At 38.8% G+C, this 18,825-nt stretch carries 26 protein-coding genes; 19 read left to right on the top strand and 7 right to left on the bottom strand.

What is annotated here, in order from left to right:
* Nucleotides 1–14 precede the first annotated feature (14 nt).
* The 9 genes from narJ (at nt 15) to mobB (ending at nt 7,551) form a co-directional block, all read left to right on the top strand.
* Nucleotides 15–551: a nitrate reductase molybdenum cofactor assembly chaperone gene (narJ, locus tag ACZSMY_RS16815; RefSeq protein ID WP_042529800.1), complete on the top strand. Its 537-nt coding sequence runs from the start codon at nt 15–17 to the stop codon at nt 549–551.
* A gap of 11 nt (nt 552–562) precedes the next feature.
* The gene (narI, locus tag ACZSMY_RS16810; RefSeq protein WP_042529802.1) at nt 563–1,258 is read left to right on the top strand and encodes a respiratory nitrate reductase subunit gamma; all 696 of its coding nucleotides are present in this window, start codon (nt 563–565) and stop codon (nt 1,256–1,258) included.
* A gap of 134 nt (nt 1,259–1,392) precedes the next feature.
* On the top strand, nt 1,393–2,880 hold the full coding sequence (locus ACZSMY_RS16805; RefSeq protein WP_465148009.1) for a tetratricopeptide repeat protein: 1,488 nt from the start codon (nt 1,393–1,395) through the stop codon (nt 2,878–2,880).
* Nucleotides 2,881–2,997: 117 nt separating this feature from the next.
* Nucleotides 2,998–4,008 carry a GTP 3',8-cyclase MoaA gene (gene moaA / locus ACZSMY_RS16800; RefSeq protein WP_465148008.1) on the top strand — a complete coding sequence of 337 codons (1,011 nt, stop codon included), beginning with the start codon at nt 2,998–3,000 and terminating at the stop codon, nt 4,006–4,008.
* 15 nt (nt 4,009–4,023) lie between these two features.
* Entirely contained in the window at nt 4,024–5,031 is a 1,008-nt protein-coding gene (locus ACZSMY_RS16795) for a MoeB/ThiF family adenylyltransferase (RefSeq protein ID WP_193064648.1), read from the top strand.
* A gap of 12 nt (nt 5,032–5,043) precedes the next feature.
* On the top strand, nt 5,044–6,357 hold the full coding sequence (locus ACZSMY_RS16790) for a molybdopterin molybdotransferase MoeA (RefSeq protein WP_465148007.1): 1,314 nt from the start codon (nt 5,044–5,046) through the stop codon (nt 6,355–6,357).
* Entirely contained in the window at nt 6,350–6,823 is a 474-nt protein-coding gene (locus ACZSMY_RS16785; protein WP_042529809.1) for a molybdenum cofactor biosynthesis protein MoaE, read from the top strand. The genes ACZSMY_RS16790 and ACZSMY_RS16785 overlap by 8 nt, the downstream gene beginning before the upstream one ends.
* Entirely contained in the window at nt 6,820–7,053 is a 234-nt protein-coding gene (moaD, locus tag ACZSMY_RS16780; protein WP_193064649.1) for a molybdopterin converting factor subunit 1, read from the top strand. The genes ACZSMY_RS16785 and moaD overlap by 4 nt, the downstream gene beginning before the upstream one ends.
* The gene (mobB, locus tag ACZSMY_RS16775; protein WP_042529813.1) at nt 7,054–7,551 is read left to right on the top strand and encodes a molybdopterin-guanine dinucleotide biosynthesis protein B; all 498 of its coding nucleotides are present in this window, start codon (nt 7,054–7,056) and stop codon (nt 7,549–7,551) included.
* 12 nt (nt 7,552–7,563) lie between these two features.
* Here mobB and ACZSMY_RS16770 read toward each other — a convergent pair whose 3' ends face one another.
* On the bottom strand, nt 7,564–8,286 hold the full coding sequence (locus tag ACZSMY_RS16770) for a Crp/Fnr family transcriptional regulator (protein ID WP_042529815.1): 723 nt from the start codon (nt 8,284–8,286) through the stop codon (nt 7,564–7,566).
* 116 nt (nt 8,287–8,402) lie between these two features.
* Here ACZSMY_RS16770 and ACZSMY_RS16765 point away from each other — a divergent pair, with 116 nt between their 5' ends.
* From ACZSMY_RS16765 to modB, 4 genes are read left to right on the top strand one after another with little or no spacing between them, the layout of a single operon-like run.
* Nucleotides 8,403–9,002 carry a molybdenum cofactor guanylyltransferase gene (locus ACZSMY_RS16765; RefSeq protein WP_042529817.1) on the top strand — a complete coding sequence of 200 codons (600 nt, stop codon included), beginning with the start codon at nt 8,403–8,405 and terminating at the stop codon, nt 9,000–9,002.
* A gap of 12 nt (nt 9,003–9,014) precedes the next feature.
* Nucleotides 9,015–9,533 (top strand): MogA/MoaB family molybdenum cofactor biosynthesis protein, encoded by a 519-nt coding sequence (locus ACZSMY_RS16760; protein ID WP_042529818.1) that lies wholly within the window; start codon nt 9,015–9,017, stop codon nt 9,531–9,533.
* 14 nt (nt 9,534–9,547) lie between these two features.
* Nucleotides 9,548–10,318, top strand: coding sequence for a molybdate ABC transporter substrate-binding protein (gene modA / locus ACZSMY_RS16755; protein ID WP_256705066.1), 771 nt, complete (start codon nt 9,548–9,550; stop codon nt 10,316–10,318).
* Between the two features lie 9 nt (nt 10,319–10,327).
* Nucleotides 10,328–10,987 carry a molybdate ABC transporter permease subunit gene (gene modB, locus ACZSMY_RS16750; RefSeq protein WP_193064650.1) on the top strand — a complete coding sequence of 220 codons (660 nt, stop codon included), beginning with the start codon at nt 10,328–10,330 and terminating at the stop codon, nt 10,985–10,987.
* A 102-nt stretch (nt 10,988–11,089) separates the two neighbouring features.
* On the opposite strand, the gene moaC is transcribed toward modB, so the two are convergent.
* Nucleotides 11,090–11,572: a cyclic pyranopterin monophosphate synthase MoaC gene (gene moaC, locus ACZSMY_RS16745; protein ID WP_256705065.1), complete on the bottom strand. Its 483-nt coding sequence runs from the start codon at nt 11,570–11,572 to the stop codon at nt 11,090–11,092.
* Between the two features lie 123 nt (nt 11,573–11,695).
* Here moaC and cyoE point away from each other — a divergent pair, with 123 nt between their 5' ends.
* The 5 genes from cyoE to ACZSMY_RS16720 all read left to right on the top strand — a co-directional run bounded on the left by cyoE (nt 11,696) and on the right by ACZSMY_RS16720 (nt 14,182).
* Nucleotides 11,696–12,580 carry a heme o synthase gene (gene cyoE / locus ACZSMY_RS16740; RefSeq protein WP_465148006.1) on the top strand — a complete coding sequence of 295 codons (885 nt, stop codon included), beginning with the start codon at nt 11,696–11,698 and terminating at the stop codon, nt 12,578–12,580.
* 116 nt (nt 12,581–12,696) lie between these two features.
* On the top strand, nt 12,697–12,840 hold the full coding sequence (locus tag ACZSMY_RS16735) for a lmo0937 family membrane protein (protein WP_193064652.1): 144 nt from the start codon (nt 12,697–12,699) through the stop codon (nt 12,838–12,840).
* Between the two features lie 593 nt (nt 12,841–13,433).
* Nucleotides 13,434–13,640 carry a hypothetical protein gene (locus tag ACZSMY_RS16730; protein WP_193065459.1) on the top strand — a complete coding sequence of 69 codons (207 nt, stop codon included), beginning with the start codon at nt 13,434–13,436 and terminating at the stop codon, nt 13,638–13,640.
* A complete protein-coding gene (locus tag ACZSMY_RS16725) occupies nt 13,613–13,795 on the top strand; it encodes a type II toxin-antitoxin system RelE/ParE family toxin (protein WP_193065479.1) in 183 nt (60 codons plus the stop codon). Before ACZSMY_RS16730 ends, ACZSMY_RS16725 begins: the two co-directional genes overlap by 28 nt.
* Nucleotides 13,796–13,882: 87 nt before the next feature.
* On the top strand, nt 13,883–14,182 hold the full coding sequence (locus ACZSMY_RS16720) for a helix-turn-helix domain-containing protein (protein WP_193065460.1): 300 nt from the start codon (nt 13,883–13,885) through the stop codon (nt 14,180–14,182).
* A 175-nt stretch (nt 14,183–14,357) separates the two neighbouring features.
* Here the strand turns inward: ACZSMY_RS16720 and ACZSMY_RS16715 are convergent, their stop codons facing one another.
* From ACZSMY_RS16715 to ACZSMY_RS16700, 4 genes are all read right to left on the bottom strand, one after another.
* Nucleotides 14,358–15,104, bottom strand: coding sequence for an SDR family NAD(P)-dependent oxidoreductase (locus ACZSMY_RS16715; RefSeq protein WP_042529828.1), 747 nt, complete (start codon nt 15,102–15,104; stop codon nt 14,358–14,360).
* 117 nt (nt 15,105–15,221) lie between these two features.
* Nucleotides 15,222–15,593, bottom strand: a complete 372-nt coding sequence (locus tag ACZSMY_RS16710) for a nuclear transport factor 2 family protein (RefSeq protein WP_175296998.1) — start codon at nt 15,591–15,593, stop codon at nt 15,222–15,224.
* A gap of 37 nt (nt 15,594–15,630) precedes the next feature.
* A complete protein-coding gene (locus ACZSMY_RS16705; protein ID WP_332094497.1) occupies nt 15,631–16,386 on the bottom strand; it encodes an SDR family NAD(P)-dependent oxidoreductase in 756 nt (251 codons plus the stop codon).
* Nucleotides 16,387–16,389: 3 nt separating this feature from the next.
* Nucleotides 16,390–16,791 (bottom strand): MarR family transcriptional regulator, encoded by a 402-nt coding sequence (locus ACZSMY_RS16700; RefSeq protein ID WP_193065463.1) that lies wholly within the window; start codon nt 16,789–16,791, stop codon nt 16,390–16,392.
* A gap of 293 nt (nt 16,792–17,084) precedes the next feature.
* On the opposite strand from ACZSMY_RS16700, the gene ACZSMY_RS16695 reads away from it, so the two are divergent.
* Nucleotides 17,085–17,873, top strand: coding sequence for an SDR family oxidoreductase (locus ACZSMY_RS16695; RefSeq protein ID WP_212928908.1), 789 nt, complete (start codon nt 17,085–17,087; stop codon nt 17,871–17,873).
* Between the two features lie 358 nt (nt 17,874–18,231).
* Here ACZSMY_RS16695 and ACZSMY_RS16690 read toward each other — a convergent pair whose 3' ends face one another.
* Nucleotides 18,232–18,780, bottom strand: coding sequence for a competence protein ComK (locus ACZSMY_RS16690; protein ID WP_212928907.1), 549 nt, complete (start codon nt 18,778–18,780; stop codon nt 18,232–18,234).
* Between the last annotated feature and the right edge of the window lie 45 nt (nt 18,781–18,825).

Here is an 18,825-nt window from a genome sequence, read left to right as displayed (position 1 = left end):
AAGGAGTGAAGACGATGAATCCATCAATCTATCAGCTGATTTCTTTTCTTTTAACCTATCCAAATCAACAAATGAAAGAATTTTTGCCGGAAATAAGTGAGGAGATAGAAGAACTATCAACAGATGGTGTCAAAGAAAATCTGCAGCAGTTTATTCATGAGGTTGACCGTTTGTCGCTGGATGACTGGGTGGCGCATTATATTAACCATTTTGACTTCGGCAGGTTAACCAATCTTTATGTAACGTATTTGAAATTAGGGGAACAGCGGGAAAGAGGACTGGAATTATTAAAACTAAAAAAATATTATGAGGCACATGGGTTTGAGGTAACAGATAAGGAATTACCAGATTACTTACCGATCCTATTAGAATTTTGTGCCCATGTCCCGGTAGAAACAAGCAATGAGATACTAGATATGCATGGAAAAGCAATTGCTGAAATCCAAAAGAAATTACAGAAGGAAAATAGTTTTTATCATATTTTATTTGAGGCTCTTTTCATACAGATGGAGAGTCATGGACTACATGTCGTAACAGAAGACGCCATTTAGGAGGGAAACAGATGGACCTATTATTATGGGGCGTATTTCCTTATATTGTACTAACGATTTTTATTTTAGGACATATTTATCGCTATCAAAAGGATCAATTCGGCTGGACAACCAAATCAAGTGAATTTTTGGAGAAAAAACAGCTACGAGTTGGTTCGCTTTTATTTCACTGGGGGCTCCTATTCGTGTTTGGCGGGCATGTCCTTGGCTTGATTATTCCGGTGGGCTTCTATAATGCCTTAGGGATTACAGAGCATCAATACCATATGATTGCCATCGGTTTCGGAGTGCCTGCTGGTATCGCCGCATTTGCAGGAATCCTTCTGTTAACCTATCGAAGGATTAGTGTAAAACGAATCAAAGCGACCACTTCTCCCGGTGATTGGGCAGCTTTAATTTTTGTTCTTTTAGCACTCCTGTCCGGTTTGATAGCAACTTCATTCAATGTAGATGCTCAGGGTTTTGATTATCGAACAACCATTGCGCCATGGTTAAGAGGATTATTTATTTTTAACCTGCAGCCAGAGCTGATGCAATCCGTCCCAATTTGGTTTAAGATACACATCTACTGTACATTCGCATTATATGTTATCTGGCCATTTACCAGATTGGTGCACGCTTTTAGCTTCCCATTACGCTATTTACGCAGAAGCTATGTTATTTACAAAAAACGTGTCCCAAGGAATACAACCAAAGAGAGCTTTTAAACATGCTCTCTTTTTGACTATTAATTTATATCAATGAGAATATGGTTAACCATGTTGTCGGATTAACCTGACAACTTTGACGTAGTTACTCATCTTACAAAAAAGTCAATAATAAATTTAGGTGGTGAGTGTTTATGACGACAAATGTGGAATTTCCTTTATCTGTTTATCAAGAATTAAAGGAAGACATTATTAATGGAAAGCTAGACGAAGTGAAAGAATCGGTCAAAGTATTAGAAAGTCGGCTGGGAGGTAAAGAATTCTCCGTAACAGAGGAGTTCTTTGTCCGAAGTGTTTTGGGAAAGTATTATCGTAAAGTGAAAAATTACGACAAATCTGGAGAGTACAGCCGCAGTGCTATTCGCCTTTCCAAAAATATCGGGAAAGATTATTTAGGAGAGGTAATTGATACGTACCTGGATTATGCTCATTTAGAAATAGAATATGGCCAGGAGTCCAATGGAAGAATAGAGCTTGCAAAATTATTGGCTCTTCTGGATACAAATCATTATCAGGATGCGTACACATATGGTGTGATTTACAGCAGTTTAGCCAAAGTATCCTTACATGAAGAAAATATAGAAAGCGGTATGAAACAGTATGAGAAAGCATTGCATTATTACAGTGAGGCGCTGCCTGAAACACACCCCGTTCTAATTTCTGCTAAATACACATTATCTGATGTATTGGTGCAGATTGAAAATTATGCGGAAGCCCTGGAGCTGCATCAGCAAATCTGGAATGCTCATAAGAAGGAAAAAGATCAGCTTTCCGAAGCGAGAGAACTCTTAAAAATTGGTGAAATAAACTTTTATATCGATTTAAAAGAAGCAAGAAAAGTGATAACGAAATCAATCAAAACGCTTGCGTCGTTACCAGAGGAATTTCCTTTAGACATAGCTAAAGCTGTGTTGATGCTAGCTGAAATTGATGAAAATATGGGGAACTTCCCTAGAGCAATCAATTATTATAAACAAGCGCTGGGGCAGTTAATAAAGATTTATGAGAAAAATCATTTTATGATTGTCTATATTTATTCAAAAATTGGAACCATCTCTATTCGGACGTTTAAAATTAGCCAGGCAAAAGAATATTTAGAAGAAGGATTAACGTTATCTCATCCCTTTCCAAAAATTCGTATGCAATTTCTATATGCATTAGGAAAAATTTATTCGGATGAGAAAAGCTATGACAAAGCGGAAGCGGTTTTTGCATCGTTTTTAGAAAATTTGGAGAAGGAAGACCGTAAAAATTCGATGGCGTATGGAAATACACTGCAAGCGCTTGGGTTTAACTATATCGACCAAAATCAAATTGAAAAAGCTTTTGAACTGTACGAAGAAGCCTTGGCCACCTACGATAACATTTCCAATTGCAAAGAGGAAAAGGGCCTGACTCTCATTCGGCTGGGATACTGTTATGAAAATAGGAAAGAACCTAATCGAAAGAAAGCGGAACAATGCTATGAAAAAGGGTTTAAACAAATCGAAAAAACGCCTAATAAAGAACTGCTGGAAGAAGCATTAGCCGGTATCATTGACTTCTACAGCAGAAATGACCAGCCAGAGAAAAGAAAAATATATGAAGAAAAATTTGTACAGCTGACGAATAAGAACCAATAGCTTCATCTATTGAAAAAATAAATATGTACAAATATACACGTGAGTGATGTTTTTCACAACCTATCCCGGTCGAATCATGTAAACTTGCCCTATGATAGATAAAAGGAGGGAGCCAACGTGTCCGTTATAACAGATAAATTGGGCCGCCCGCTGAAGGATCTTCGGATTTCCGTAATCGATCGTTGTAATTTTAGATGTACGTATTGTATGCCGAAAGAGATTTTTGGCAAGGATTTTGTCTTTATGCCAAGAGAGCAGCTATTAAGCTTTGAGGAAATCGAACGCATAGCCAAAATCTATGTCGGTTTGGGTGTTCGAAAAATAAGATTAACTGGGGGAGAGCCTCTTTTACGAAGAGATTTACCCAATTTAATAAAAAAATTAACAGAAATTGATGAGTTAGAAGATATCGGTTTAACGACAAATGGTTCGTTATTGGGACATATGGCAGAGAGGTTAAAAGAAGCCGGTCTTCAGCGTGTCAATGTCAGTTTAGATGCATTAGATGAAGAATTATTTCAATCAATAAATGATAGTGGGGTCAAACCGGAGCGTGTCCTAAAAGGAATCGGGAAAGCGAAAGAAGCAGGTCTGGAAGTGAAAGTGAATATGGTCGTAAAAAAAGGAATGAATGATAAAGAAATCATTCCGATGGCCGCCTATTTTAAAGAGCAGGGAATTGCGTTGAGATATATCGAATTTATGGATGTCGGCCAGTCAAACGGCTGGGATTTTAGCAAGGTCATCACAAAGAAACAAATCTTCGAGGAACTAAGGCAACATTTTGATCTGGAGCCTGTGGAACCGGCATACCTCGGTGAAGTTGCCCAGCGCTACCGTTACCGGGGCACGAGTGCAGAGGTTGGATTTATCACTTCCGTGTCAGAATCCTTCTGTTCCACTTGTACAAGGGCAAGGATTGCTGCAGATGGGAAAATGTATACCTGTTTGTTTGCGGAGAAAGGTATTGATTTCAGAGAAATGCTGCGTTCCGGTATGCGTGATAAAGAAATCAAAGATGAAGTTGTACACATATGGAATCATCGGGCAGATCGCTATTCTGATGAACGAACTGAAGAATCTGCAAAAAACAGAAGTAAAATTGAAATGTCTTACATTGGCGGTTAAAGGACAGTGATAGAGATGGAGCGATATTCCCGGCAAATGTTATTTATGCCTATTGGGGAAGAGGGGCAAAGAAAAATCACGGAGAAGCGTGTACTGATTATTGGGTGCGGGGCACTTGGTTCAGCAAATGCTGAAAACCTGGCCCGGGCAGGCATCGGGCAGATGGTACTTGTTGATCGGGATTATGTGGAATGGAGTAATCTTCAAAGGCAGCAGCTCTATACGGAAGCGGATGTGGAAAATCAAATCCCAAAAGCTGTTGCAGCTAAAGCAAGATTACATGAAATCAATTCAGAGGTGGAGATAGAAGCCTATGTGATGGATGCTGATGCAATCACTTTACAGCCCTTATTACGAGGAATCGATTTAGTTATGGATGCTACAGATAATTTTGATACCCGTTTTATGCTAAATGATTTATTGCAGAAAGCTTCGATACCATGGATATTTGGGTCCTGTGTTGGCAGTACGGGAATGAGCTACACTATTTTTCCAAATGAATCTCCTTGTCTACGTTGTTTGCTCGATGCCATTCCTGTCAACGGTGCAACCTGTGATTCTGCAGGAATTATTTCATCAGCTGTACAGATGGTGGCCGCCCATCAAACGACAGAAGCGTTGAAAATTCTAGTAGAGGATCAAGCGGCTCTCCGTACGTCCCTTCTCAGCTTTGATTTATGGAATAATCAGTATCATACCATGAAAGTGGAGCGGGCGAAGAAACAGACTTGTCCTTCATGCGGGGAGAATCCAAGCTATCCATCGTTAAATTATCAATGCCGTACAAAATCAGAGGTACTCTGCGGCAGAAATACCGTTCAAATCAGAGCCACCCAAGCGCCTGATTTTCAAATATTGAAGAAACGGTTAAAAAGAATGGGAGCTGTAAAAGCCAATGATTTTTTAATATCCGTGGAATACGAGTCCTATCGTCTGGTTTTCTTTCAAGATGGAAGAACCCTGATTCATGGAACGAATTCAATCGAAAAGGCAAAAAGCATTTATTATCAACTAGCAGGATGAAGGTGAATCACTATGGTAGAAAGAAGAAAACCGATTAACGTAAAGGAAGCCATCACACGTACGATGCATTTTGCAAAGGCGGGAAGCGTCGAATACATTCCAATCGAAGAAAGCTATGGCCGTTTTCTGGGAGAAGATTTAATTGCTGACCACCATGTGCCGCCATTCGACCGTTCTCCCTATGATGGTTTTGCGATACGTTCAGCAGATACGGATCATACATCCCGTAATCATCCGGTTGAACTGGAGGCAGCAGGAAAAATTGGTGCAGGGAGTGTCTTTGAACGTCCGGTAACAGCAGGAGAAGCAGTTCGGATTATGACGGGGGCCCAGATTCCTAATGGCTGTGATGCGGTCGTAATGCTTGAAGAGGTAAACGAGATAGAAAGAAACGGAAAAAAATATATCCAGATAAAAAGAAATATCAAAGCAGGAACCAACATTTCCTTTATGGGGGAGGACACTCAAAAAGAAAGCATACTTACCCAAAAAGGAACCTATATCACACCTGGAATTGTAGCATTGCTTGCAACATTTGGTTATAAAAAAGTACCAGCCGCAAAAAGGCCTAAGATTGGAGTGATTGCAACTGGCAGTGAATTATTAGAGGTAGATGAAGCTCTGGAGCCGGGAAAAATTCGGAACAGCAATGCCTATATGATTCAATCGCAAATTACTCGTGCAGGTGGAGAAGCACTGTACTTTGGACAGTTTAGTGATGATTTTGACATGTGCTATAACCAAGTGAAGGATGCTATCGTCAAGGTGGATATGCTGATCACTACTGGCGGAGTGTCTGTTGGTGATTATGATTATTTACCAGCTATTTATGCCAAGCTTGGGTGCAATGTTTTATTTAATAAAATCAAAATGAGACCCGGCAGTGTGACAACAGTAGCTGAAAAGGGCGGGAAATTATTATACGGCCTATCCGGCAACCCATCCGCATGCTATGTCGGTTTTGAACTGTATACCCGGCCCGCTATCCGGACATATTTGCATAGCAGCCACCCATTTTTAAAGAAAGAAACAGCAAAGCTTGGGGCGGATTTTCTGAAATCCAATCCATTTGATCGTTTTGTAAGAGGATATGTAAGCTATCAGCACGGTTGTTTAGTCGCCACACCAGTTGGGCTGGATAAGTCAAATGTTGTTTCCTCTTTAGCGGAAGCCAATATTCTCATTCTGCTTCCGGGAGGGACCAGAGGCTATGAAGCCGGAATGGATGTATCCGTCATTTTATTAGAAGATCAGGAAGGAATAACGATGGAACCATTTTTGGATAAGGATATCGATTCCAGAAAGGATCAGAGAAACGATGGTTGATTCATTATACGAGATTGTTGAGGAGCCGATAGAAGTAAATGAAATCATCAAGAAAGTAGAGCGCAGAGAAGCGGGAGCAATCAATACTTTCATTGGTACTGTGCGCGAGTGGACAAACGGGAAACGTACCATGTATTTAAAATATCAGGCATATCAACCGATGGCTGTAAAAATGCTGCAAAAAATTGGAGCAGAGATTGAAAAGAAATGGCCAAACTCAAAAGCTGCTATTACACATCGGATTGGCGAGTTGGATATTTCAGATATCGCTGTGGTTATCTGTGTTTCCTCTCCACATCGAAAGGCAGCCTATGAAGCAAATGAATATGCGATAGAAAGAATTAAACAAATGGTGCCTATTTGGAAAAAAGAACATTGGGAGGACGGAGAGACCTGGGTAGGAGACCAATTAGAAAAGGTTGCTTATCCGGAAGGAAGTCCAGATGTAAAGGATGTGAAGAAATGATTCGTATTTTACTTTTTGCAGACTTACAGGAAAAAATGGGAAAAGATAGTTTAGCGTATGAATGTGATTCCATAACGATTAAAGCATTAAAAGAGCAGCTTAAAACGGCATTTGGATTATTCGAAATCGATCACGTCATGACGGCAGTAAACGAGGAATATGCAATGGAGGATGATATCGTGAAATCTGGAGATACTGTTGCTTTCATCCCGCCAGTCAGTGGTGGGTAAATGGATATTATTCAGGTTGTGGGGTATAAAAACAGCGGGAAAACATCGCTTGCATGCAAATTAATCGAACATGCAGCTAAAAAAGGATTCCGTACTGCCTCTTTAAAGCATCATGGTCATGGCGGTGTTCCAGAGGGAATATCCGATACAGACAGTGAAAAACATAAACAAGCAGGATCGCTTATTTCAGGAGTGGAAGGAGACGGTGTATTTCAGCTGTCTAAGGAAAATTGGACATTGGATGAAATGATTCAAATTTATGAATGGATGCAAATAAATTTATTGATTATAGAGGGATTTAAAGCATACTCCTTTCCAAAGGTGGTACTCATAAGCGATGAAAAAGATCTTGAACTATTAGATAAAGTGGAAAATGTAAAAGCTATCATCGCTCGAGTAGCCCTTGAAAAAAATGCTTATCCATTTCCAGTTTTTCAGCAACATGATTATAACGGAATTTGTAAGTGGTTAGAGGAACAGTTAAAAAAGAAAGCATAAATAGTGCACCAGCTAATTGATATTGCATATTTCAATTGGGCAGTTTTCACAGCCAATTTGGTCTCGTAAATAATCGATGTCTTTGATAAAAATACGGCCAGTTTTATCCATAGATATAATATCACGTTTTCTTAAATCGACGAGCATCCGGTTAACGCTTTCCCGGGTCGCAGCACAAAACTTAGCTAATTCTTGATTGGTGAGGACCAAATCGATTAGTATGCCATCTTTTTTGTTTATGCCGTAACTATTCGAAAGACGGATGATGGTTGAATATAATGCACCTTTTTTTCCGTTCAACAATAAATCTCTAATTTTGGATTGGTATTTACGCATATGGCTGCTCGTCCATTTTAAATATTCAAATGTTAAATGCGGGTTTGACATTAATGCTTTTTCTAATTGATCTTTTTGAATAACTAATACTTCGCCGCTATCAATAATTTTAGCACTCAGCATATATCTGGAATCATCACTAAAAATTGTTAACTCGCCAATAATGTCCTGCTGTTTGCAAATACGAAGAATCATTTCTTTCCCGTCCGCTGTTAATTTGGAAACTTGGACCAGTCCGGATTTAATAATAAATATTTGTTCTGATTCTGTGCCTTCATGAAAGAGATACATGTGTTTTTCCATACTTTTTACCGTGCCGATTGAATGTAAAACTGCTCTAAGCTCTTCTGAGATACTGTCTTTTCCCGTTTTTGATTGTAATAACGCGCTTGTTTGCATAGCAATCAACTCCTTTATGGATGTAACATCTTATTTCTATTTTAACACTCGTATCTTTTTAGTTGGTTTTCTTTCCTTTACGAATTTGTGAAATTTACCACAAGGAGGTGCATTGTATGGGAAACATAGCTGGTCTCCTGCTGGCAGGGGGGCAATCGAGAAGGTTTGGCAGTCCCAAGGCTTTTCTTCGGATGGATGAGAAATACTTCTATCAGTATTCTGTCGATTCATTGAGGGAAATCACGGTCTCCATTGTGATGATAACCAATACAGAACTGAAAGCATTATTCGATGAGGAAGCAGATGATTTAGCAATCATAACAGATAACGAGTATTTTAAAGGAGCAGGTCCGCTAGCTGGGATGTATACGGGAATGGAATATCTGTCAGCAGATTGGTATATAACGGCACCAATCGATGTGCCGTTTATAAATACGGCTATTTTCCATACGTTATTATCCTATGAAAAAGAGAATATCGATGCGGTCGTGCCAGTAGTTTCAGGGGAAATCCAACCGCTTATTTCTATTTATCATCATAGTGTAAAAGAAGTTATTTTGGAGCAGCTTCAAAAAGAAATATTATCCGTTCATCGATTACTGGAGAATTTAAACGTAAGATACATCCCGATGAAAGAGGAAAAATGCTTTTATAATATTAATCTGCGGGAGGATTATTATAAGTGGATTGCTGGTCCAAAAAATGAAAATAATTAGAGGTGGGTTAAAATGCTGACAACGCATCGAAAACATGCAGCTAAACATATTTCGTGTGCTGTTATCACAGTTAGCGATACAAGAACAAAAGAAACCGATAAAAGTGGAAAGAAAATCATTGATTTATTAACAAATCATGAACATCAAGTGAACTTTTATGAAATTATATCAGATGATGAAGATCATATTCGGAAGACAGTAGAAACAACGGTTTTCAGCGGGGAAATCGAGGCGGTTATTGTAAATGGCGGGACAGGTATATCTCACCGAGATGTCACCATCGAATCGATTGAGCCATTATTTGAAAAACAGCTTCCAGGCTTTGGAGAACTGTTCAGACATTTAAGTTTCCAATATGATATTGGAACGGCCAGTATCTTATCGAGAGCGATTTGCGGGGTTCGTAACCATTGCGTTATTTTTTCCATTCCAGGGTCAACTGGTGCGGTAACATTAGCAATGGAAAAAATCATTTTGCCGGAAGTCGGACATATGGTCAGAGAAATCCATAAGGACTTAGAACAGAGATAAGAAGGATGTTTCATATGAGAAAGTATTCTATTTTTATTGTTATTTTAATTTTGCTTGCTGGAGGATGCTCTCAAGGGGGTGGAAGTGAAACCGAATTAACGATCTCTGCTGCTGCAAGTATGACAGCAAGTTTAACAGAACTGACGGAAATGTTTGAAGAGGAATATCCTGACATTCACATTTCTTATAACTATGGCGGTTCTGGTTCATTACGGAAACAAATTGAACAGGGAGCTCCGGTTGATATTTTTCTTTCTGCGTCAAGTGCTGACTATGAAAAATTAGCTGATCAAGACAGTGTGGATAATGGAAAAGCAATACTTACAAATCAACTCGTTCTAATCAAACCAAAAGAAGGGGATATAGCCTCTCTGAATGATTTTATGGCAGGAAATCAGGTAATGGCAATCGGCACACCAGATGCAGTTCCAGCAGGTTCCTATGCAGAAGAAGCGCTGCAAGAATTAGACGTATGGGAGCAGTTGGAAGAGCAGAGCCGGCTTATATATACGAAAGATGTTACGCAGGTGCTTACGTTGGTAAAAGAAGGCGCTGCAGACGTTGGAATTGTGTATGCCAGTGATGTAAATGACGAAAAAGATGTAACAGTCGTCCAAACCTTTGATTCAAGCCTGCACTCTCCAATTGAGTATTATATTGCTGCGCTTCAAAGTGAGGAAAAGGAAGAAGGCGTGGAGCAGGCAAAAGATGCTTTCTACCAATTTATATCTAGTGAAGCAGCTAATGAAGTATTTGAAAATAATGGATTTCAACCAGTGGAGTAGGTGAGTAGCATGCAATGGTCATGGCATCCTGTTCAATTATCATTTTATGTAGCAACCATCGCAACTGTAATTGCATTTCTTTTAGCCATTTTATCTGCTTTTTGGATCATTCGTAAAGATAGAAAAGGGAAGGCAATTATAGAGACAGTCTTTTTTCTGCCATTGGTGCTGCCGCCGACAGTTGTAGGCTTTTTTCTTATTATGATATTCGGTACAAATAGCTGGATTGGTCAATTCATAGAGGATATAGCTGGCAAGAGTATATTGTTTACATCGACAGCAGCAATCATTGCAGCAATCGTTGTCGCCTTTCCATTAATCTATCAATCCATCAAAACAGGATTTTTAGCGGTTGATAAGGATATCGTAGGGGCTGCGAAAGTGGATGGTGCGGGAGATTGGGCTGCGCTTATAAAGGTAATCCTTCCGCTGTCGTATCGTTCCCTTACTACAGGTGCGGTGCTTGGATTTACAAGGGGATTTGGGGAGTTCGGTGCCACATTGATGTTTGCTGGAAATATACCTGGAAAAACGCAAACCATCCCAACCGCGATTTATTTGGCAATAGAAACAGGAGAAACAACACTTGCTTGGTATTATGTTTTAATTAGCATTGGTTTATCTTTTTTACTGCTGTTAATCATTAATCGAATGAAACCAAATGATTAAAACGCTGGCAGAGACCGTAAGCTGGCAATACAGGCTCTATGGATTGGAGTAAATAATCATCTTTACGCATAGGGAAAAAGGAAAGCGGAGTTCTCCTCTGAATTATCTTTTATAATCTCCGCTTTTACCGCCGCTTTTTTCAAGTAAGTAGGTTTGGCCGATAACCATGCTTTTGTCTGCTGCTTTGCACATATCGTAAACGGTCAATGCGGTTACGGAAGCGGCGGTTAATGCCTCCATTTCGACCCCGGTACTTCCCACTGTTTTTACCTCAGCATCGATGAGAAGCTCATACATTTCCTTATCCGTATGAACCCATTCAAAAGATAAATCAACGCCGCTAATAGGAATTGGGTGACACATTGGAATTAAAGAGGAAGTTTGTTTCGCCGCCATAATTCCTGCAACCTGGGCAACGGACAATACATCTCCTTTTTTAATTTTTTGCTGTGTAATATTTTCATAAACGATTTGATTCATCTGTATACTGGATCTTGCAATGGCTTTTCGAGCTGTTTCATTTTTGTTAGAAATATCGACCATTTTTGCTCGTCCATCGTCATTAAAATGAGTGAAATTTGCCATGTTCGTCACCTGACTTTTCTTTTAGATTTCATAATAAGTTTAGCTTAAGCTACTATTAAATTCAATATAGGCAGTAAAAGGAACCCGGAATATAAAGGTGGAATACGTTTAAAAGGGTGATGAATGATGGAACGAAAAAAACAATCTGATTTCTTAAATGATATTAAGTTACTTATAAAATTTAATGTACTAGCCGCAAATGTTCTTCCGGTAATAACAGGCTTTGTGTTGGCTATTTATATAACAAATGCCAGATTCTATAATTATTGGTTTCTCTTTATACTTGCTCTCATTGGATCGACTTTCGTAATGGCCGGAGCTTTGATTATAAATAATTGGTTTGATGCCGATATTGATTCCAAAATGGAGAGAACGAAAAAGCGGCCGACGGTAACAGGACATTTTACGGACAAACAAGTATTAACACTTGGTATTGGTACAACTGCGTTGGGATTTATCCTCCTTCTTGCTGTTAACTTGGAAACCACTTTATATGCATTTATCGGCTGGTTTACGTATGTTGTTTTATATACAATGTGGTCGAAAAGAAAATATACGCTAAATACGATTATTGGCAGTATTTCTGGGGCTGTTACGCCGCTGATTGGCTGGGCGGTTGTGGATTCGGCGATTCATCCGGTTCCTTTGACGATTTTCTTATTCCTATTTATTTGGCAAATTCCACACACCTTTGCTATCGCAATAAAAAGACGTGAGGAGTATCGTGCGGCAGGAGTTCCGATGCTCCCTGTAGTATATGGATTTGAAATGACAAAAAGGCAAATGCTTGTATATGTCACCTGCCTGCTGCCGTTACCATTTCTTATAGCACAATTAGGAGTTCTCTTTATCGTTATTGCTGCCATTCTTAACGTTAGCTGGATTATATTAGCGCTTGCTGGATTTTGGATGAAGGATGTTCGAAAATGGGCGCAATGGAATTTCTTATATTCGGTTAATTATTTAATGATTATATTTATGTTACTTATCTTGGTTACTTTGTTTTAGTCGAACCGATCAGTCCGTTACGGGCTGTTTGACCTCCCATTTAAAAAATGACATTTTTGTTTACCAAAAATAAGAAAAGGGAATAGCTTTGAAAGAAGAAAGGAGGAGGTCAGATTATGCTTTGGACTATTATCATCGTTATTCTAGTTTTATGGTTGCTTGGATTCATCGGAGACATTGCAGGAAACCTTGTGCATATCCTATTAGTTGTGGCTTTAATCATCCTGATTTATCGACTTATAACTGGCCGTAAATCTTAGCTGGATTGGATGAAACTTATTTTCATAATTGATATTAGAAGATAAATACTGTGGGGACATTATATTAAAATTACCGAGATCGTCCTATTTAGTATAATGTCCCCAGTTATATAATCAGATACGATACATAAACAATTTTGTTTTGATTGCTTCTTGGAATAACAGCTTATGTAATGGATATTTTACGTACATCTCTATCAACAATACTTCAATATCTTCGGGAAAATGGTTTAATACATCGTAATATCTGGAAAGCAAATTAATATTAAAATCAATTAAATTTTAGAATTTAATATGATTTATAACTCAAAAAAGTAGAATATACTAGATAAAAAAGATATTTAAACATATATATATACCTTAAAATAGAAATTCACTGTTTTGATTACGATTTAAATATATTATAAAATAACCTCACAAAAGAAAAAGTTTATCATGGAGGATCATCGAAAAGCCCCCGCTGAAGGAACTTTCACTTTATATGAAAAGTAAAAAATGCAATGGTTTGCTCTTTTTGATACCTTTATGTTATCATATAAACATCTTGATAACATAAAGGTATCAAAAAGTATCTCTTAAAATTAGAGGTTATCATGATGGAAATTCATTATTATAAGGATAGTAACGGACATCAGCCAGTTTATGAATGGCTTAAAGAAATTCAGAAGTATGACCAGATTACTTGGCGTAAATTTTACCAACTTCAAATTATGTTGAAAGAAAATGGAAAGAAAATACACTCAGGTGAAATAAAAAGAAAAGATATTAAGAAATTGAAAGGGACAAAATATGGCAGCTAAGATTAAACAATAATCGAGTTTTATTCTTTTATTTTTTAGAGGATAACATTGTCTTTACAAATCAGTTTAAAAAGAAATCAAATCAAACTCCTGAGAATGAAATTATCCGAGCAGAGAATCGAAGAAATGACTGGATAAATAATCATGAATTATAATTTTTTAAAATAAGTAATAAATAAAATGAAAATTCCTAAGTGGAAATAGGTGTTATATAACATAAATATAATGAAAGAGGTGAAAGTATGCACAACTTTGAAGATGTTCGAAAAAACTTAGCAAAAGAAGATTTGGAGTTGTTTATCTCACTGGAAATTGTAGGGAAGTTAATTGCTGCCCGAGATAGAAAAGGCTTTTCTCAACGTGAACTATCCAGATTATCTAATGTTCCGCAAAAAACAATCAGTCGGATGGAAAGCGGAAAAGATGTCCCTAAATTAATCACACTATTAAAATTAGCAAATGTATTGGGACTAGAGCTATCCCTGAGAGATAATGAAATTAATGATGAACAAGCAGCAACCATTTCAACTTTCGTACAATAAATCAGATAACAGCGTCTATGGTAGTCTTTGGATATCTCTTCTTTGAAGCACTCTTCATCCGCCTAAAGAAAAACACCCTCTCTATATGGAATGTGATTTTTGAAAAATCAGAGCTTCCATATAAAGAGGTTCTTTTTCTAGTTGAAAACTTCTTTCCTGTAAATACTAAACGGTATTAAAGCGCAGTCCAGCCGCCATCAATAACCAATTCAGCTCCAGTCATAAAGCGTGATTCATCCGATGCAAGGAACAGCACACCATATGCCACATCTTCCGGATTTCCGAAGTAAGGAAGCTGGGTGAATGTTTGATAATAAGGGGTTGCATCCGCAAAGGAATCTGCCGTCATTGGTGTTTCAATGATACCAGGGTGAACGGAATTGACGCGGATTTTATCTTTGCCATATTCTACAGCTGCAGATTTTGATAGAGATCGTAAAGCGCCTTTAGCAGCAGTGTATGGACTTGAACCAGCCATCCCAACAATGCCTCCGATAGAGGAAATATTAATCAGGGAGCCGCCACCGGCTTTTTGCATTTCCGGAATAACGTATTTCATCCCGATAACACAGCCGTTTAAATTGATATCCATGACTTTATTCCATTCGTCCATCTCCATTTGTGCGATGGTTTTCGGACTGGATACACCTGCGTTGTTTACGAGCACATCAATTTTTCCATAATGTGTTACAGCTTCCTGGATAACTTGTTTCCATTCATCCTCTGATGTCACATTATGTTTTAGGCCGATGGCATCTCCGCCATTTTCTTTAATTTCGTTGATTACCTCATCTAATACGTTATCATTAATATCTGTTGCGACTACTTTTGCTCCTTCTTGTGCAAAAAGCTTTGCTTCTGAAGCTCCCATCCCATTAGCTGCCCCGGTGATAATTGCTACTTTCCCTGTTAATCGTCCCATTGTAATCATCCTTTTCCATAAATTATATACTCTGTCCATGCAAGCTTGTTACACACTCCTGTCTTGCCTGATAGGAGAGTGTAGTAATATCTATTTTATTCCATGCGATCAGCAGCATTAAAGCTGCTGAATATCGTCCGGCCCCCAATAGGCATGCATTGTTGCAATTTTCCCGTTGGAATCAAATGTCATGACATCGGTGACGTCGATTCGGATTGGCTGGCCTTCCTTTTCTGTGTGAACCGCAAATGTAATGGCTGCTGCGTTACGATAAGATCCGCGCGGCGGCGCCAATAGCTCCAACCTGGCGCCGGATATGCTTTCTTTGTAAAATGCTTCCACTTCTTTACGTCCTGTTTTTGGCGGTGTGCCAACAGGATCCTCCACACTTGCTTCATCTGAAAATAAAGCTATTAAACGTTCGATGTCGTTTGCGTTGAAAGCATCAACATATGCGTGTAATGCTTTTTTCATGGTGGCGTTGTCCATCAATACGATGCTCCTTTGCTTAATTGGAATGATCCTTTTATAAAGTCAACCCGCCGTCAACGGCAAGGATAGATCCAGTCATATAGCTGGCACCTGGGGAAGCCAGAAAGGCAACCACATCAGCAATCTCATCTGGTTCGGACATGCGTCCTATAATCGGAAAGTCAATTTTCGGTGTGTTTCCGGTTTCTTCCCATGTTTTTTGGAAGCCGGATACCAAGTTTGTTTCCACACCGCCAGGACAGATTGCATTGATACGGATTCCTTTATCGGCATATTCTTTTGCAGCTGATTTTGTCAAGCCGACCACGGCATGCTTGCTTGCAGAATAGACTGCTAAGCTGTGTTCCACGCGCAGTCCTGAGCTTGACGATGTATTGATAATTACACCGGAACCTTGTTCTTCCATGATTTTTAATACATATTTCATTCCCAGGAATACCCCTTTAAAGTTGATAGAAACGACGCGATCGTATTCTTCATCCGGGATATCCGCCAATAAATAAGGCTTTTGGATGACACCGGCATTGTTGAAGAAGACATCAATGCGGCCATAGGCTTTAACGGCTTCTTGTACATAATTCTGCACGTCTTCACTTTTGGAAACATCCGCTTTGACAAAAATGCCTTCTCCTCCTTGTTCCTTCACCAGGCGGAGTGTTTCTTCTCCGGTTTGCTCATTGAAGTCAACTAAGACTAATTTCATGCCCTGCTCAGCCAATTTAAGGCTGGAAGCACGTCCCATGCCGCTTCCAGCACCAGTGATAACTGCAATTTGTTCTGCTTCAGACATACATCATTTCTCCTTATCTATTCTGTATTCTTTTAGATTATCTACCATTTTTTTATAATATCCATGCAGCTCATGTAATTCTTCATCGGAAAAATTTTTCCATAAGGAATCGGTCAGAGTGGAATACTTTTCATTGATTTGGTCAAGCACCTCGGAACCTAAGGGAGTAATTTGCATTAGGGTTATCCGCCGATCGTTTTCCGATGTTTTCCGCTCAATATACCCTTTTTGTACCAATTTATTCGTAAGGTTCGTAATAGCAGGCAAGCTGATCCCAATTCTTTCTGACAGCTCGGAGCTTTTTTTGGCTCCCTCTGCTGTTAAAATTTCCAACATATAAACCTGCGAACCGGAAATATCGCTGTCCAGTATTTTTCCATAAGCGATAATAAATTTATGAACCATCGTGGAAAGCAGTTTGGAAAGTTCATTTTTATTTTCCTCGTTAATAATTTTCCACCTCCAATACTTAATGCTTTTAATAGTTAAAAGGTTTAACTATTTATTTGTTAGTGTAGAATTATTTGCTTTTACTGTCAATTAATTGGATTCCCTTTACATATTTTTGCTTTTCAGACAAAGCTAATTTCACATAAGAACTGGGCTTTTGCCCATTTAATGAATACCTGCGTCAGCCTTCTATAACTTGCACCGTATATGATATTATGATGAATAACAATGAAAGGGAGCGATATTCAATGGATTTAAAACTAACAAACAAAAAAGTACTTGTTTTAGCATCCAGCAGAGGCATTGGCAGAGAAATTGCCAATAGGTATGCGGAAGAAGGGGCTTCTGTTATAATTACCGGCAGAAATGAAGATACTCTGAAAAAAACAGCAGCTGAGCTTTCCAATCAGACGGGCAGCGAAGTAATTCCATTTGTTACAGATGTTTCGAAAAAGGAAGATATCGCCCGTTTATTTGCTTTTGTGAAGGAACAGTTTGGCGTGCTTGATGTATTGGTAAGCAATGCAGGAGGACCGCCGGTTATTGATTTTGAATCCAGTGAGGAAACGGACTGGTATGATGCCTTTGAGTTAACCTTGATGAGTGCTGTCCGGGCGATGAAAGAAGCGATTTCTTTGATGAAGACGAATGGACAGGGGAGAATCTTATACATCGCCTCTACTTCTATTAAAGAGCCGATCAGCGAGCTGTTGCTGTCTAATATTTTTCGAAGCGGTGTCCAGGCTCTTTGCAAATCGCTGGCAGCGGATTATGCGGCAAATGATATATTAATTAATATCGTAGGACCAGGAAAAATTGATACGGACCGGTTACGGAGCCTCGATGAGAAAAATGCGGAAAAGAATCAGGTTGCATTAGAGGATTGGAAAAATAAAGTCCAGGCGTCGATCCCAATCGGCCGATACGGCACGCCGGAGGAATTTGCAGATGCGGCCGTCTTCTTAGGCTCCTATCGAAATACGTATGTTACCGGACAGACATTATTGATAGATGGTGGTGTGGTTAAGGCTTATTGATGATGTGATTTATCATTTTTAATGGTTTTAATTCAGCTAGAAAAAATAATCTGTTGGACAAGGCTATTCTATTTATAACGAATGTAAAAACGCTTCTTTCCTTTAACCTGAAGGTAGGAGCGTTTTTCTGTTGGTTTGCTAATAAGCTTAAAAAAAGAGGGGGGTATTTTGTAGAGGAGGCAAGGATATCCTTGTTATGAAGGCCGGGATATAGCAATTTCCTATGGTGAACGTTCTGATTTAGAAAATATCAAACAATACACAGAACAAGAGCAACCAGACTTATGAGGTGAAAAACTCAGAAGAATGATTCCTGTGAGTGATTGTCTTGCTGTGAGATTGTTAAAAAACGTCACGCTTACTTCTGAGGCTCAACAGGTTCTTTTTGAATCAGCGTACTAAGAATCCTGCCTAATGCTTCAGATGGATCCTCTGAAGGCGGCACCCCATTTTCTTCGATGTTTTCAATGATTCCATTTAGCCGCTTGCAGCGCGAAAGTTGATTATTTAATTGCTTTTTAGAGATTTTTAAAAATAACGTTGTACCATCTTTGAATATGATATCACTTCCATCGCTTTTTTTTATGATTTTGGAAACATGCTGGTAAAAAATCCATACACACTTTTTATTGGAAAGCCCCTGCGTCGGAAATACAATAATTCCCCGGGCAACGCTGACGGGGACAGGGGTTTTTTGTGTATAACTTGTGTAATGAAGAACAGAAGCTCTTCTTCCAGCATAAGAAGACAGATTTTTTATGCAGTTCTGCTCAATGATTTCAAAGGGTTTTTCTTTGAAAGTAAGCATATGTTCATTATTTGATTCAAGGACTTTTGATGCGGATTTGGATGTTGTTCCTGGCAATATTGCCATGGTTTTCCCGGTTATTTCATAAATAGGTGCCATGACAACCCTCCTTATGTTTATATTTTTAACATATTATGTATCTCA

The organism is Oceanobacillus sp. B139/18 (assembly GCF_055524595.1).
The sequence above is the reverse complement of the archived record's forward strand: the minus strand, read 5'-3'. Positions and strand labels throughout refer to the sequence as shown.

Bases quoted from the DNA above. Each gene is read 5' to 3' on its own strand.
- ACZSMY_RS16795 (WP_193064648.1), top strand. From the start codon at position 4,024: ATGGAGCGATATTCCCGGCAAATGTTATTTATGCCTATTGGGGAAGAG.
- ACZSMY_RS16715 (WP_042529828.1), bottom strand. From the start codon at position 15,104: ATGGGACGATTAACAGGGAAAGTAGCAATTATCACCGGGGCAGCTAAT.
- ACZSMY_RS16695 (WP_212928908.1), top strand. From the start codon at position 17,085: ATGGATTTAAAACTAACAAACAAAAAAGTACTTGTTTTAGCATCCAGC.
- moaC (WP_256705065.1), bottom strand. From the start codon at position 11,572: ATGGCAAATTTCACTCATTTTAATGACGATGGACGAGCAAAAATGGTC.
- ACZSMY_RS16700 (WP_193065463.1), bottom strand. From the start codon at position 16,791: ATGGTTCATAAATTTATTATCGCTTATGGAAAAATACTGGACAGCGAT.
- ACZSMY_RS16760 (WP_042529818.1), top strand. From the start codon at position 9,015: ATGCTGACAACGCATCGAAAACATGCAGCTAAACATATTTCGTGTGCT.
- ACZSMY_RS16770 (WP_042529815.1), bottom strand. From the start codon at position 8,286: ATGCAAACAAGCGCGTTATTACAATCAAAAACGGGAAAAGACAGTATC.
- moaD (WP_193064649.1), top strand. From the start codon at position 6,820: ATGATTCGTATTTTACTTTTTGCAGACTTACAGGAAAAAATGGGAAAA.
- ACZSMY_RS16705 (WP_332094497.1), bottom strand. From the start codon at position 16,386: ATGTCTGAAGCAGAACAAATTGCAGTTATCACTGGTGCTGGAAGCGGC.
- ACZSMY_RS16690 (WP_212928907.1), bottom strand. From the start codon at position 18,780: ATGGCACCTATTTATGAAATAACCGGGAAAACCATGGCAATATTGCCA.
- narI (WP_042529802.1), top strand. From the start codon at position 563: ATGGACCTATTATTATGGGGCGTATTTCCTTATATTGTACTAACGATT.
- ACZSMY_RS16735 (WP_193064652.1), top strand. From the start codon at position 12,697: ATGCTTTGGACTATTATCATCGTTATTCTAGTTTTATGGTTGCTTGGA.
- ACZSMY_RS16805 (WP_465148009.1), top strand. From the start codon at position 1,393: ATGACGACAAATGTGGAATTTCCTTTATCTGTTTATCAAGAATTAAAG.
- modB (WP_193064650.1), top strand. From the start codon at position 10,328: ATGCAATGGTCATGGCATCCTGTTCAATTATCATTTTATGTAGCAACC.
- mobB (WP_042529813.1), top strand. From the start codon at position 7,054: ATGGATATTATTCAGGTTGTGGGGTATAAAAACAGCGGGAAAACATCG.
- ACZSMY_RS16710 (WP_175296998.1), bottom strand. From the start codon at position 15,593: ATGGACAACGCCACCATGAAAAAAGCATTACACGCATATGTTGATGCT.
- ACZSMY_RS16730 (WP_193065459.1), top strand. From the start codon at position 13,434: ATGATGGAAATTCATTATTATAAGGATAGTAACGGACATCAGCCAGTT.
- ACZSMY_RS16785 (WP_042529809.1), top strand. From the start codon at position 6,350: ATGGTTGATTCATTATACGAGATTGTTGAGGAGCCGATAGAAGTAAAT.
- narJ (WP_042529800.1), top strand. From the start codon at position 15: ATGAATCCATCAATCTATCAGCTGATTTCTTTTCTTTTAACCTATCCA.
- ACZSMY_RS16765 (WP_042529817.1), top strand. From the start codon at position 8,403: ATGGGAAACATAGCTGGTCTCCTGCTGGCAGGGGGGCAATCGAGAAGG.
- modA (WP_256705066.1), top strand. From the start codon at position 9,548: ATGAGAAAGTATTCTATTTTTATTGTTATTTTAATTTTGCTTGCTGGA.
- ACZSMY_RS16720 (WP_193065460.1), top strand. From the start codon at position 13,883: ATGCACAACTTTGAAGATGTTCGAAAAAACTTAGCAAAAGAAGATTTG.
- ACZSMY_RS16790 (WP_465148007.1), top strand. From the start codon at position 5,044: ATGGTAGAAAGAAGAAAACCGATTAACGTAAAGGAAGCCATCACACGT.
- cyoE (WP_465148006.1), top strand. From the start codon at position 11,696: ATGATGGAACGAAAAAAACAATCTGATTTCTTAAATGATATTAAGTTA.